A 14,420-nucleotide genomic window follows, 5' to 3' on the forward strand; every position below is an offset into this window, starting at 1 on the left:
CCCCCGCTTGCGGGGGAGAGGGTTGGGGTGAGGGGGGCTTTCCATGAGAGCGGCAACGACTGGACGCCCTCGGCCTCCTTCGAGACGCTCCACCTGCGTGCGCGCCTCAACGCCACCATGCGGTCCTTCTTCGCCGCACGCGGTGTCACCGAGGTGGAAACGCCGGTGATGTCCATGGCGGGCAACACCGACCCCAACATCGCCTCGTTCCATCTGCACTTCAGTGGCCGCACCGACGGCGCGCCGCGCACGCGCTGGCTGCGCACATCGCCGGAGTACCCGCTCAAGCGCCTGCTCGCGGCGGGATTCGGCGACTGCTATGAACTCGGCCGTGTGTTCCGCGACGGCGAAGCCGGCGGGCGCCACAACCCGGAGTTCACGATGCTCGAGTGGTACCGGCTCGGCTGGGACCACATGCGCCTGATCGACGAGACCGCTGAACTGGTGCAGGCCGCGCTGGCGCTGGTGGGGCGCACCGCCGCGTTGCAACGCGTGAGCTATCACCAGTTGTACCGCGACCGCCTCGGCATCGATCCCGCGACGGCGTCCATCGACGAACTGCGCGTCGCGCTGGGCGACGTGGTCATCGATCCGTCGGGCCTGACACGCGACGACTGGCTCGACCTATTGATGACCCATCGCCTGCAGCCGTCGTTCCCGGCCGACCAATTGCTGGCCGTCTACGACTATCCGGCTTCGCAATGCGCGCTGGCGCGGGTGCGCCACGACGCGACGCCGGTGGCCGAGCGGTTCGAGCTGTACCTGGGCCCATTGGAGCTGGCCAACGGCTACCACGAACTGGCGGACGCGACGGAGCAGGGTGCTCGCTTCGATCGCGACCTGCAGGTGCGGCAGGAGCGGGGAGACATCCAGCCGCCCCGGGACGAACGATTGCTGCAGGCCCTTGCGGCCGGGTTCCCCGCCTGTGCCGGCGTGGCGCTGGGCGTGGATCGCCTGATGATGGCGATGCTGGGCAGCGGTCACATCGCCGACGTGCTGGCCTTCGACTTCCCGCGCGCCTGATCGGCGCGCGGTGCGGCCGTGATGCCGGCTTGAACACGGAACGATTAGAGTGGGCGCAATGGAGTCAGGGGTGGGTATGCGCGGCTGGGCGGTTCCGACGTTGTTGGCGGCCTTGGGAGTTCTGACCGCGCGCGACCTGGTGGCGCAGGAGGCCGGGGGGCGTTTTTATGGCGACCGCATCCTGCGTTGCGAATCCCGCGGCGCGCTGCCGAACGTATGTCCGGCGGACGTGGGCGAGGGCGTCCGCATCCTGCGCGAGCTGCGCGGCGCCGAATGCGAAGAGGGCGAGACCTGGGGCGTCGTCGACACCGGCGTGTGGGTCAAGGGCGGATGCCGGGCCGACTTCCTGATCGGCCACGGCGGTTCCGACGCTGGCCGCGATGCGGTGCGGCTGGTTCGTTGCGAATCGCGCGGCAGCCGCTGGCAGCATTGCCCGGCCGATACCAGCGCCGGGCTCGAACTGGTGCGGCAACTGTCGAAGAATCCCTGCATCTACGGCCAGAACTGGGGCGCCGACGTGCGCGGCGTGTGGGTGTCGGGCGGCTGCCGTGCCGAGTTCCGCATGAAGGCGGATGTCCAGGCCGCGGCGAAGCAGCCGGACGGCCTGATTGTCCGCTGCGATTCCAAGGACAAGCGACCGCGCCATTGCCCGGCGGATACGCGCCATGGCGTGCGTCTGCACAAGCAACTGTCGCGTGCCGCATGCGTGCAGGGTCGTAGCTGGGGCTTCGACGGCAACGGCATCTGGGTGGAGAACGGGTGTCGGGCCGAGTTCGAAATCGGTTTCCGCAGCCAGAGCGATGGCTGAACCGTTTTTGCACTAGCCCTTTGTGTGAGGCGCCCGTTAAGTTTTCCCGGTTAGAGTCAGTTGCACACCAACATCGTGCAAAGGGGATCCGACGAATGAGCGCCTATCCGCTTGGTGGTTATGCCTTGCTGGCCGCGCTGCCCTTGGCGTTGTGTGCGTTGCCGGCCGCTGCGCAATACGGCAGTGGCTACGGTTCTGCGCAAACCGTGCGCTGCGATTCCAACGACAGCCGCCATCGTGTCTGCGCCGCCGACACGCGCGGCGGCGTGCGCCTGATCCGTCAGTACTCCAAGTCCGCCTGCATCGAAGGCCACAGCTGGGGCTATGACCGCCGTGGCGTCTGGGTCGATCGCGGTTGCCGTGCGGAGTTCGCGCTGGGCCGCGGCGGTGGCGGTTGGGATGGTGGAAACGGAGGCGGTGGTGATGGCCGCACCGTGCGCTGCGATTCCAACGACAACCGCTACCGGCAGTGCGCCATCGACGGTCGCCGCGTGACCCTGGTACGGCAGTACTCCAAGTCGCCCTGCATCGAGGGACGCACCTGGGGCGTCGGCCGCGGATTCGTCTGGGTCAACAACGGCTGCCGCGCCGAGTTCGCCAGCGGTTCCGGCGGAGGCTGGGGCGGCGGCAACTGGAACGGCAACGGCCCCGGCTGGGGCGCGGGCCAGACGCTGTACTGCGGTTCGGACGACCATCGCCAGCGCCGTTGCAACGTCACCATCCGGCGCGACGCACGCCTGACGCGCCAGATGTCCAAGGCCGCATGCATCGAGGGCCGCACCTGGGGTTGGGACCGTGGCGGCATCTGGGTGAGCAACGGCTGCCGCGGCGACTTCCAGGTCTTCTGACCGGACCGCGCGCGGACGCGGCGGCACGCGGCCGCTAGAATCGGCGGATGAGCAATTCGATCGATTTCGACCGCTACGACCGCATCCGTCCGATCCGCTGGACCGGCGACTCCCTGGAACTGCTGGACCAGCGCAAGCTGCCGTTCGTGGTGGAGTACGTTACCTGCCGCGACAGCGACGAGGTGGCCGCCGCCATCCACGCGCTGACCGTGCGTGGCGCACCTGCCATCGGCATCGCCGCCGCCTGGGGCGTGGTGCTGGCTTCGCGCGCTGTCGAAGCCAGCGACGGCAGGCAGGCCGCGGACGCGCTCGAACCGGCCATGCAGCGCCTCAATGCCGCGCGTCCGACCGCCGTGAACCTGGCCTGGGCCCTGGGGCGCATGCGCCGCACGCTGGCCGCGGCCGGCGCCGACTGGCGGCAGGTGCTCGAACGCGAAGCGCAGGCCATCGCCGACGAGGACCTCGCCGCCAATCGCCGCATGGGCGCGCTGGGCGCCGCGCTAATCCAGCCCGGCAGCGGCGTGCTGACCCATTGCAACACGGGTTCGCTGGCCACGGCCGGTTTCGGCACCGCGCTGGGCGTGATCCGCGCGGGTGTGGCGGAAGGACGCATCGACAAGGTATTCGCCGGCGAGACGCGGCCCTGGCTGCAGGGCGCCCGGCTGACCGTGTGGGAGCTGCAGCAGGACGGCATCTCGCCGACGCTGATCGCCGATGCGGCCGCCTCGCACCTGATGAAGTCCGGCGACGTGCAGTGGGTGATCGTCGGCGCCGACCGCATCTGCGCCAATGGCGACACTGCCAACAAGATCGGCACCTACCAGCTCGCCATCGCCGCGCGCCACCACGGCCTGAAGTTCATGGTGGTGGCGCCGTCCTCGACGGTCGACATGGACACTCCGTCCGGTGATGCGATCCACATCGAGGAGCGCGATCCGGGCGAACTGTTTGGCGTGGGCGGCGTACGCACCGCGGCCGAGGAGGTCGGTGCCTGGAACCCGGTGTTCGACGTCACCCCGCACGAACTGATCGATGCCATCGTGACGGAGCGGGGCGTGGTCGAGCGTCCGGACGCGGCCGCGATGAAGGCCGCCTTCGCCGGCTGACCCGCGCCGAACCGATATCCATCCCGTAGGAGCCAGCTTGCTGGCGACCGTTGATGCGCGGTGCCGTCGCCAGCAAGCTGGCTCCTACGGAAACAGGAGCAGAAAACCGCTCTTCGCAGCGCCCGTCGCAGACCAGGCAATCCGCTTGAAAAAGCGGCTTAACTGCTTGTTTCTGCGTGGGAATCGGGGTGCATGGAAACCCCGCTTCGTGCTATCATTTCCTGTCCTTTTGAAGCCGCCGCGGGCGGGCTGCAGCACGGGCCCGCCGGGCCCTCGTCGCGGTCGCGTTCCGCCACCGGTTTCGATGGCAATGCCCGTCCGCGGATCACGCGGACAAACACAGATACGGAACCCTGATGGCCGAACTCGCCAAGGAAATCATCCCGGTCAACCTCGAAGACGAGATGCGCCGCAGCTACCTCGATTACGCGATGAGCGTGATCGTGGGACGCGCGCTCCCGGACGCGCGCGACGGCCTCAAGCCGGTGCACCGCCGCGTGCTGTACGCGATGAACGAACTGGGCGCGCACAGCAACAAGCCGTACTACAAGTCGGCGCGTATCGTCGGTGACGTCATCGGTAAGTACCACCCGCACGGCGACACCGCCGTGTACGACACCCTGGTCCGCATGGCGCAGCCGTTCTCGCTGCGCTACATGCTGGTGGACGGACAGGGCAACTTCGGTTCGATCGACGGCGACAACGCCGCGGCCATGCGATACACCGAAGCGCGCATGTCGCGCATCGCGCACGAACTGATGGCCGACATCGACAAGGAAACCGTCGATTTCCAGCCCAACTACGACGAGAAGGAACTCGAGCCCACCGTCATGCCGACGCGTGTGCCGAACCTGCTGGTCAACGGCTCGGCTGGCATCGCGGTCGGCATGGCCACCAACATCCCGCCGCACAACCTGTCGGAAGTGATCGACGCGACCATCGCGCTGATCGACGATCCGGCCATCGATGTCGACGGCCTGATCCAGTACATCCCCGGCCCGGACTTCCCGACCGCGGGCATCATCAACGGTACCGCCGGCATCACCACCGCGTACCGCACCGGTCGCGGCCGCGTGCGCATGCGCGCACGCGCAGAGGTGGAAGTGGCCGACAACGGCCGCGAGGCGATCGTCGTCACCGAGATCCCCTACCAGGTCAACAAGGCCCGCCTGATCGAGAAGATCGCCGAGCTGGTCAAGGAAAAGAAGCTCGAGGGCATCAGCGAGCTGCGCGACGAGTCCGACAAGGACGGCATGCGCATCTACATCGAGGTCAAGCGCGGCGAGTCCGCGGAGGTCGTGCTCAACAACCTCTACCAGCAGACCCAGATGGAGTCGGTGTTCGGCATCAACATGGTCGCCATCGTCGACGGCCGGCCGAAGCTGCTGAACCTGAAGGAACTGCTCGAAGTCTTCGTCAAGCATCGCCGCGAAGTCGTCACCCGCCGCACCATCTTCGAGCTGCGCAAGGCGCGCCAGCGTGCGCACATTTTGGAAGGCCTGACGGTCGCGCTCGCGAACATCGACGAGATGATCGAGCTGATCAAGACGTCGGCCAATCCGAACGAAGCGCGCGACCGCATGCTCGCCCGCACGTGGGAGCCGGGTCTGGTCGGTGCGTTGCTGGCCGCGGCCGGCAGCGATGCGTCGCGTCCGGAAGACCTGCCGCAGGGCGTGGGCCTGATCGATGGTCGCTACCAGCTGACCGAAACGCAGGCGCAGCAGATCCTGGAGATGCGCCTGCACCGCCTGACGGGACTGGAGCAGGACAAGCTCACGGACGAATACAAGCAGCTGCTGGAAACCATCCGTGGCCTGATCGAGATCCTCGAGGATCCGAACGTGCTGCTGGAGGTCATCCGCACCGAGCTTCGGAACGTCAAGGAAGAGTTCGGCGACGCGCGTCGCAGCGAGATCCGCGCCAGCGAGGAAGACCTCGACATTCTCGACCTGATCGCGCCGGAAGACGTGGTGGTCACGCTGTCGCACTCCGGCTATGCCAAGCGCCAGCCGGTCAGCGCCTACCGCGCGCAGAAGCGCGGCGGCAAGGGCCGCAACGCGGCGGCTACGAAGGACGAGGATTTCATCGACCACCTGTGGCTGGTCAATACGCACGACACGCTGCTGACGTTCACCAGCACCGGCCGCGTGTTCTGGTTGCCGGTGCACCAGCTGCCCGATGCCGGTCCCAACGCGCGTGGCCGTCCGATCATCAACTGGATCCCGCTGGAGAACGGTGAGCAGGTGCAGGCCGTGCTGCCGGTGCGCGAGTACACCGAGAACTGCTACGTGTTCTTCGCCACGCGCAACGGCACGGTCAAGAAGACGCCGCTCACCGAGTTCGCGTTCCGCCTGCAGCGCGGCAAGATCGCCATCAATCTGGATGACGGCGATGCCCTGGTCGACGTGGCCATGACCGACGGCCAGCGCGACATCATGCTGTTCGCCAGCAACGGCAAGGCCGTGCGCTTCTCCGAGGACGCGGTGCGCTCGATGGGCCGCACGGCCACCGGCGTGCGTGGCATCCGCCTCGCCGAGGGCGAGGAGGGTGAAGAGGGCGAGGAGAACGGCCGCAACACCAGCGGTGCCTACGTGGTCAGCCTGATCGTGGTCGACGGCGAGGGCGACATCCTCACCGCCAGCGAACGCGGTTACGGCAAGCGCACCGCGCTGGAGGAGTATCCGCGCAAGGGCCGTGGCGGTCAGGGCGTGATCGCGCTCAAGACCACCGAGCGCAACGGCAAGCTGATCGGTGCGGTGCAGCTATCCGACCATCACGACGTGCTGCTGATTTCCGACGGCGGCACCCTGGTGCGCACCCGTGCGGCGGAGATCTCGCAGGTCGGCCGCAACACGCAGGGCGTGACGCTGATGCGCCTGTCGGCCGGGGAAAGCCTGCAGACGCTGGAACGCGTCGATGCCTCGCTGGACCAGGACGAGGAAGCCAACGGCGACGCCACGGCGGAAACCGGGCTGCCGGGCGAAGCGGTCGAGACCGGACCGGTGGCCGGCTGACCGCCGCCAGGCACCACTCGGCAGACGCCGCACGAAGAACGCCGCCTCCGGGCGGCGTTTTTCGTTCATGGGGCAAGTGGCGCTGCAGGGGCGAACTGGGTCCCGGCCTCTCCCGGGAGAACCCGGAGAAATCCCATTAGGGAAGTCGCGCGCCGCTCCTATACTCGCGTCACTCAATGGAGGTCGCATGAAGCGCGCATACGCAAGGTTCGCGGTCCACGTCCCTTTCGCTCCCTGGCTGCTGTTGTTCGTGGCCCTGTTCGTCGCGCTGGGTGGCTGCAAGCGCGATCCGGGCGGCCAGTTGCCGGCTGTCAGCGGCGAGGCGGTGCAGGCCAAGCGCGAGGCTGTCCAGGGCTTCGGCCTGGTCGCCGCCTATCCTGACCAGAAGGGAGACGAGCAGCTCGCCATCGCGCTCGAGTTCAGTCGCCCGCTGGTCGGCACGCAGTCCTTCGACGAGCTCGTCTCGGTGACCGACAAGGACGGCGGCGTGGTGAAGGGCAGCTGGGTGCTGGCGGACGACGCCAGGATCCTACGCTTCCCGCACGTGGAGGCCAGCAAGGACTACCTCGTCACCATCAAGGCTGGCCTGACCGCCGCGTCCGGTGATCGACTGGGCAAGGAACTGCGCAAGCAGGTCTACACCGGCCCGCTGGACCCGGTGGTTGGCTTCGCCTCGCAGGGCAGCGTGCTGCCGGCCCGCGAGAGCCGCGGCCTGCCGGTCGTTTCGGTCAACGTGCCGGAGGTAGACGTCGAGTTCCTGCGCGTGCGCGAGAAGGAACTGCCGAGGTTCTTCTCCGAATACCAGCGCGGCGGCCGGCGCGGCAGCTGGGAACTGGGCAGCGAATACAGCGAGAAGACGCCGCTGTCGCGACTGGCCGATCCGGTCTACGTCAACCGCTTCACGCTGGGCGGAAAGCCCAACGAACGCGTGCTGACCTACCTTCCATTGCAGGACATCAGGGAACTCCAGGAACCCGGCCTCTACTTCGCGGTGATGAAGCGCGCCGGCGAGTTCGACGACCGCTTCGAGACCGCGTTCTTCACCGTCAGCGACCTGGGCCTGCATGCGCGGGCATACAAGGACACGATCTTCGTCCACATCGCCTCGCTGCAGAAGGGCGACGCCGTATCGGGCGTCGAGCTCAAGGTGCTCGACGCAAAGGGCGAGACGGTGATCAAGGGCGAGACCGACAGGAACGGTAACGCGCTGCTGCGGTATCGGCTGGATGCGGCGAATGTACTGATCGCCCGCCGCGGCAGCGACGTGTCGATGCTGCCGTTCAACCAGCCGGCGCTGGACCTGTCGGAATTCGCGGTCAGCGGCCGCGAGCAGGCGTGGTTCGACGTCTTCGCCTGGTCCGGACGCGACCTGTACCGTCCCGGCGAGACCGTCCGTCTGTCTGCGCTGCTGCGCGACCAGGACGGCCAGCCGATCGTCGCGAAGGCCGGCAAGGCGGCGCAGCCGCTGTTCCTGCGCTACGTCCAGCCGGACGGCAAGATCTTCCTGGAAACGCGCCTGCAGCCGGATGCGCAGGGCTACGTGCGCCATGCCCAGGTCATCCCGGCCGACGCGGCCACCGGCCGCTGGCGGGTGGAGTTCCGCACCGATCCGGGCAGCAAGGAAGCGGTGCAGGGCATGACCCTGCGCATCGAGGAATTCCTGCCCGAACGGCTGAAGCTCGACCTGGACGCACAGCCGGTACTCAAGGCGGGCGAACCTCTGCGCCTGAAGGTCGACGGCGCCTACCTGTACGGCGCGCCGGCCGCCGGCAACCGCTTCACCGCGAAGCTTGCGGTCGCCGTGGAACAGCATCCGCTGGAGCGCCTGCCGGGCTATTTCTTTGGTGATCCGACGCTGGCGCTGCCGAAGGAAGCCGCCGACGTCATCGACACGTCGCTGGATGCGCAGGGCAGGCTGCAACAGGAGATCGCATTGCCCGCCGAAGCCAGGCCCGTCAGTCCCATCGCGGTAATCCTGGCCGGCAGCGTGTACGAAACCGGCGGACGCAGCGTCAACCGCAGCCTCAAGCGCGTGCTGTGGCCGGCCGACGCGCTGGTTGGCGTGCGCCCGCTGTTCGACGACAAGGAAGGCAGCGAGGCCAATACGACCGCGGGCTTCGAACTCACCCGCGTCGGCAGCGACGAGACGCCCCGGCCGGCGAAAGGCCTGCGGGTGACGCTGGTGCGCGAGCATCGCGACTACCACTGGCGCTATGACGACGACCGCTGGGATTACGACTTCACGCTTCGCTACGAGGACATCGAGACGCGCACGCTCGATGCCGGCACCGCGCCTGTGAGGTTCGACTTCCCGGTGGAATGGGGCGATTACCGCGTCGACGTGTACGACCCGGCGACCAGGCTGACCACCCGCTATCCGTTTACGGCGGGCTGGAGCTGGAGCGACGAGAACCGCGGCCTCGACGCACGTCCGGACAAGGTCAAGCTGGCGTTGGACAAGACGGGCTACCGCGCGGGCGACACGCTCAAGGTCACGCTGACGCCGCCGCATGCGGGCAAGGGCGTGCTGATGGTCGAAAGCGACCACATGCTCTACGTGCAGGACATCGACGCGAAGGCTGGCAGCACCTTCGAGATTCCGGTCACCAAGGACTGGGAGCGTCACGATGTCTACGTGACCGCGCTGGTGTTCCGAGGTGGCAGCGCGTCCAACCGCATCACGCCGGCCCGCGCGGTGGGCGTCGCCCACGTGCCGATGGATCGCCGCGACCGCAAGGTGGCGGTGGGCCTGTCGGTGCCCGTGTCGATGCAGCCGGAACGGGAGCTGCCGGTGACGGTGAGCGCGCCGCAACTCGCCGGGCAGGACGCATTCGTCACCGTGTCGGCGGTGGACGTCGGCATCCTCAACATCACGCGGTTCCCGGTGCCGGACGCGGCCGCGCATTTCTTCGCGCAACGCCGGCTGGGCGTGGATGCCTACGACGTCTACGGCCGTGTCATCGAGAGCTTCGAGGGCGACATTGCCCGCATCCGCTTCGGCGGCGACATGGCGCTGGATGCGTTGCCGCAGGCACGTCGTCCGACCGCGCGGGTGCAGACGGTGGACCTGTTCACCGGTCCCGTGAAACTGGACGCCAAAGGCAATGCCCGGATCCGGCTGCCCGTGCCGGACTTCAACGGAACCCTGCGCGTGTCAGCGCTGGTGTTTTCCGCAGGCAGGTACGGCAGTCGCGACAGCCAGACGGTGGTGCGCGCACCGGTGCTGGCCGAGGCCAGCGTGCCGCGCGTGCTCGCTCCCGGCGATCGCAGCAACGTGACGCTGGACGTGCAGAACTTCACCGGCCGGGCCGGCGCCTTCCAGGTGCAGGTGACGGGCGAAGGGCCGCTGTCCATCGGCGACGGCAAGCGGACCGCGCAGCTCGGTGTCGATGCCAAGACCACGTACACCTTCCCGCTGCAGGCGCAGCCTGGCTCGACCGTTGCGCAGGTTCGCGTGCGGGTCGTGGGCAATGGCCACACCGTCGATCGTCGCTATGACGTACCCGTCCGGCCGGCGTGGCCGGCGGTCGTGCGTGCACGCACGCGCACGCTGGATTCGCTGGCGGCCATCACGCTCGACGCCGACCTGGCCGACGGGTTGATGCCCGAGTCGGTCAATGCGCGCCTGGCCGTGAGCGCACTGCCGCCGATCCCGTTCGCAAGCGCTTTGCAGGGCGCGCTGGAGTATCCGTACGGTTGTGCGGAACAGACCACCAGCAAGGGCTTCGCCGCCCTCGAACTGGATGACGCAACCGCGAAGATGCTCGGTACCACCGGACTGGACGCATCGAAGCGCCGGGCCCGCATGGAAGGGGCCTTCGGCCGGTTGGCCGCCATGCAGATCGGTTCAGGCCACTTCTCGATGTGGGGTGATGGCGATTACGTCAATCCGCTGATCACCCCATATGTCGTGGAGTTCCTGCTGGATGCGCGCGAAGGCGGCTTCGCCGTGCCCGATGCGATGCTGCAGAAGGCGCTGAAGGTACTCAACGAGGATCTGCTGTCCGGTGGCTCGCCCTTCTTCGGCTACGACCGTCGCGAACACCTCAAGTTCGCGTACCAGGCGTACGCCGGCTATGCGCTGGCTCGCGTGAACCGCGCACCGCTCGGCACGCTGCGTGCGCTTTACGACAACGACCGCAAGCAGAGCCTGACCGGGCTGCCGCTGGTGCATCTGGGCATCGCGTTGACGCTGCAGGGCGACAAGGCGCGGGGCCGCAAGGCCATCGAGGAAGGCTTTGCGCGCAACGCGACGGATCGGCCCGAGTACTTGGGCGATTACGGCAGCCGCCTGCGCGACGATGCGTTGATGATCGCGCTGGTGCATGAGCACGATCTGGCCACGCCGCAGTTCGATTCGCGTGCCATGTCGCTGGGCAAGGAGTTGCAGGCGCGTCGCGACAGCGGCTGGTTGTGGTTGAGCACGCAGGAGCAGGTCGCGCTGGCGCGCCTGGGCAAGGCGCTGATGGCCGACCAGGCCAAGCAGGTTTCCGGTCAGTGGAAGGTCGGCGACGTCAGCACCGAGGCCGGTTCCGCGCGTTACATCGGCCGTCTGTTCGATGCCGCCGCCATGGCGCGTGGCGTGAGCTTCGCGCCGCAGGGCGAGCCGCCTTTGTACGCCAGCATGGAAGTCGCGGGCGTGCCGCGCACCGCGCCTGCCCCGGATGCCTCGGTCATCGACGTCCGCCGCAAGTACTTCACGACCGACGGCAAGGAGTGGGCGGGCGGTGCACTGGAGGAAGGCGATGCGCTGATCGTGCAGCTCAGCATCCGCACCTCGCGCGTCATGCCGGATGCCCTGCTCACCGATCTGCTGCCGGCGGGCCTGGAACTGGAGAACTTCAACCTGGGCGACGGCAAGCAATGGGCCGGCGTGGTGATCGACGGCATCGAGATCAGCGATCGCGACGACGCCGCGCAGGTGCGCCACGAGGAGTTCCGCGACGATCGTTACGTGGCCGCGCTGAAGCTGGAGCCGGGAGACACCGCGCGCGTGTTCTACCTCGTGCGTGCCGTGACGCCGGGCACCTACACCGTGCCTCCGTCGATGGTCGAGGACATGTACCGTCCCGACCTGCGCGGCGTGGGCAGGGCCGTGCCGGCGACGTTGACCGTGCGACAGCCCGGCAGCAAATAACAGCGCTGATGGGCGCGGTGCTTCTTGCCGCGCCCATCGTCGCCGGTCCGGACAGGCAGAGATGAAGTACGAGCACCAGCACGACAGCGGCATGCAGGTGTCCGGCAGCGGACGCCTGCAGTCGCGGATGCGCACGTGGTGGCTTGGCGGACTGCTCGGTGCGCTCGTACTGCTGGTGACGGCGATGCTGCTGGACCTCGCGTTTCCGCTTCCATTGCCGGATGCACGCGACGCTGGCGCAGTCGTCGTTGCGCGCGACGGAACGCCATTGCGTGCGTTCCCCGACACGGACGGGATCTGGCGCTACCCGGCGACGCCGCAGACGGTGTCGCCGCTCTACCTGCAGGCATTGCTCAACTACGAAGACCGGTGGTTCTGGAAACACCCCGGGATCAACCCGGCGTCGCTGGCGCGTGCCGCAGGCCAGTGGGTGCGCAGTCGCCGTGTCGTGTCCGGTGGTTCGACACTGACCATGCAGGTGGCCCGGATCATCGATGACGGCGCGCGTTCGCCGACGCGGTCGCCTGCAACCAAGCTGCGGCAGATGCTGCGCGCGCTGCAGCTGGAAGTTCATCTGGACAAGCACGAAATCCTCGCGCTGTATCTCGACCGCGCCCCGTTCGGCGGGACGGTCGAAGGGGTCGAAGCAGCCAGTTGGGCGTACCTCGGCAAGCCGTCGTCGCGCCTGTCCCATGCGGAAGCCGCACTGCTCGCGGTGTTGCCGCAATCGCCCAGCCGCCTCCGCCCGGACCGCGAGCCGCAGCGTGCCCGCCTGGCGCGCGACAAGGTACTCGCGCGGATGCAGACGATGGGCGTGTGGACACCCGCGCAGGTCCGCGATGCGAGGATCGAGCCGGTCGTGGCCCGTTCGCTGCAGCCGCCCAGGCATGCGCCGCTGCTCGCACAGCGCCTGCGGTCGGAACAGCCCAGGCGCGCACGCATTGCCTCGACGCTCGACCTGGAACTCCAGCGCACACTGGAAGAACGCGTCTCGGCATATTTCTCCGATCTGCCGGCGCGCACGTCGGCCGCCTTGCTGGTGGTGGACAACGCGACCCTCGAGGCGCGCGCGTACGTTGGCTCGGTGTCGTTCGCGGAGGCCGAACGGCTCGGCCATGTGGACATGGTCAAGGCCTGGCGTTCCCCGGGTTCGACGCTCAAGCCATTCCTGTACGGCCTGGCGATCGACGACGGGCTCATCCATTCGGAGAGCCTGCTGATCGACGCGCCGCAAGCGTTCGGCGACTACCGGCCGGGCAATTTCGATGCGGCCTTCAACGGTCCCGTCGGCGCCGCCGAGGCGTTGCGTTTGTCGCTGAACGTGCCGGCAGTGGATCTGCTCGACCGCGTCGGCCCATCACGTTTCTCCGCGCGCCTGGCGCATGCGGGCATCCGTCTGCAGTGGCCGCAAGGGGCTTCGCCGAACCTGTCGATGATCCTGGGCGGAACGGGCGCGCGACTGGAAGACCTGGTGGGCGCCTACGCCGCCTTGAATCGGGGTGGCGTTGCCGGACGCGTGCGCTATACGCCAAACGACCCGCAGGTGGATCGGCGCCTGCTCTCGTCCGGGGCCGCGTGGATCGTGCGGGAGATGCTGGAAGCGAACCCGCGCCCCGGCACGTCCGCCGATACGTTCGATCCCGGCCGCCGTCCACGCGTGGCCTGGAAGACCGGCACCAGCTACGGCTTCCGCGACGCCTGGGCACTGGGCAGCACGCGCAGGTACACGGTCGGGGTCTGGGTCGGGCGCCCCGACGGAACGCCTTTGCCGGGGCAGTACGGCGCGCTCACGGCCCTGCCGCTGTTGTTCGAGGTGATCGACAGCCTGCCGCGTCAGCGGGGCGATGCCGCACCGGCACCGCCGCCCGCCGGAGTATCGCAACTGGAGGTCTGCTGGCCGCTCGGACTGCCGCCCGATCCCGACGCGCCGCAGCTGTGCCGCAAGCGGCTGGAGGCGTGGACGCTGGACGGTTCGGTGCCGCCGACGTTCGCCGAACGCGATGCACGCCTGTGGAGTGCTGGCGTGGAACGGTTCGAAGTGGACGCGCGCAGCGGCGAGCGCCTGTCCGCCGAGTGCGCCCGCCCGCATCCGCGCGGCACGCGCCAGCTGGCGCGCTGGCCGGCGTTGGCCACGCCGTGGCTTTCCGCCGAAACGCGGCGTGCGGCCCGATTGCCTGCGCTGGCGCCGGATTGCATTGCCGATGGTCGCGATGCGGGCGAGGAGCTGCGCATCGAAGGCGTCAACGATCGCGCCGTGCTGGCGCCGGCGCCCGGCGGCGAAAAGGCCGTGCGTCTGTCCCTGCGCGCACTCGGGAGCGAGGCGAAAGTGCGTTGGCTGCTGGACGGCCGGCTGATCGGCGAATCCAGCGGCGCCGCGCCGTTCGTGCACGACTTCAGCGAACCGGGCGCGCACAGCCTGACCGCGCTCGCCGATACCGGCGCGTGGGCGCGCCTGCAATTCAGCGTGATGCGCTGAGCATCGCG

Annotated in this window: 7 protein-coding genes; all 7 read left to right on the plus strand. The window is 68.3% G+C overall.

Annotated features, from left to right (window positions below; translation table 11 throughout):
* Positions 1-27: 27 nt before the first annotated feature.
* The 7 genes from epmA to pbpC all read left to right on the plus strand — a co-directional run bounded on the left by epmA (position 28) and on the right by pbpC (position 14,412).
* A complete protein-coding gene (epmA, locus tag VFE83_RS15540) occupies positions 28-1,023 on the plus strand; it encodes an EF-P lysine aminoacylase EpmA (protein WP_324907788.1) in 996 nt (331 codons plus the stop codon).
* Positions 1,024-1,135: 112 nt separating this feature from the next.
* Entirely contained in the window at positions 1,136-1,831 is a 696-nt protein-coding gene (locus tag VFE83_RS15545; protein ID WP_324907790.1) for a DUF3011 domain-containing protein, read from the plus strand.
* Between the two features lie 95 nt (positions 1,832-1,926).
* Complete coding sequence (locus tag VFE83_RS15550; protein WP_324907792.1) at positions 1,927-2,679, plus strand: DUF3011 domain-containing protein; 753 nt, start codon at positions 1,927-1,929, stop codon at positions 2,677-2,679.
* A gap of 47 nt (positions 2,680-2,726) precedes the next feature.
* On the plus strand, positions 2,727-3,785 hold the full coding sequence (mtnA, locus tag VFE83_RS15555) for an S-methyl-5-thioribose-1-phosphate isomerase (RefSeq protein WP_324907794.1): 1,059 nt from the start codon (positions 2,727-2,729) through the stop codon (positions 3,783-3,785).
* Positions 3,786-4,141: 356 nt separating this feature from the next.
* Positions 4,142-6,799, plus strand: coding sequence for a DNA gyrase subunit A (gene gyrA / locus VFE83_RS15560; protein WP_324907796.1), 2,658 nt, complete (start codon positions 4,142-4,144; stop codon positions 6,797-6,799).
* A 187-nt stretch (positions 6,800-6,986) separates the two neighbouring features.
* Positions 6,987-11,936 carry an alpha-2-macroglobulin gene (locus tag VFE83_RS15565; protein WP_324907798.1) on the plus strand — a complete coding sequence of 1,650 codons (4,950 nt, stop codon included), beginning with the start codon at positions 6,987-6,989 and terminating at the stop codon, positions 11,934-11,936.
* A gap of 91 nt (positions 11,937-12,027) precedes the next feature.
* Entirely contained in the window at positions 12,028-14,412 is a 2,385-nt protein-coding gene (gene pbpC, locus VFE83_RS15570; RefSeq protein ID WP_414674768.1) for a penicillin-binding protein 1C, read from the plus strand.
* Positions 14,413-14,420 lie beyond the last annotated feature (8 nt).

Origin of the sequence: Lysobacter sp. (assembly GCF_035655815.1) — a bacterium.
GTDB lineage: Bacteria > Pseudomonadota > Gammaproteobacteria > Xanthomonadales > Xanthomonadaceae > Lysobacter_J.

Bases quoted from the DNA above. Each gene is read 5' to 3' on its own strand.
- VFE83_RS15550 (WP_324907792.1), top strand. From the start codon at position 1,927: ATGAGCGCCTATCCGCTTGGTGGTTATGCCTTGCTGGCCGCGCTGCCC.
- mtnA (WP_324907794.1), top strand. From the start codon at position 2,727: ATGAGCAATTCGATCGATTTCGACCGCTACGACCGCATCCGTCCGATC.
- gyrA (WP_324907796.1), top strand. From the start codon at position 4,142: ATGGCCGAACTCGCCAAGGAAATCATCCCGGTCAACCTCGAAGACGAG.
- VFE83_RS15565 (WP_324907798.1), top strand. From the start codon at position 6,987: ATGAAGCGCGCATACGCAAGGTTCGCGGTCCACGTCCCTTTCGCTCCC.
- pbpC (WP_414674768.1), top strand. From the start codon at position 12,028: ATGCAGGTGTCCGGCAGCGGACGCCTGCAGTCGCGGATGCGCACGTGG.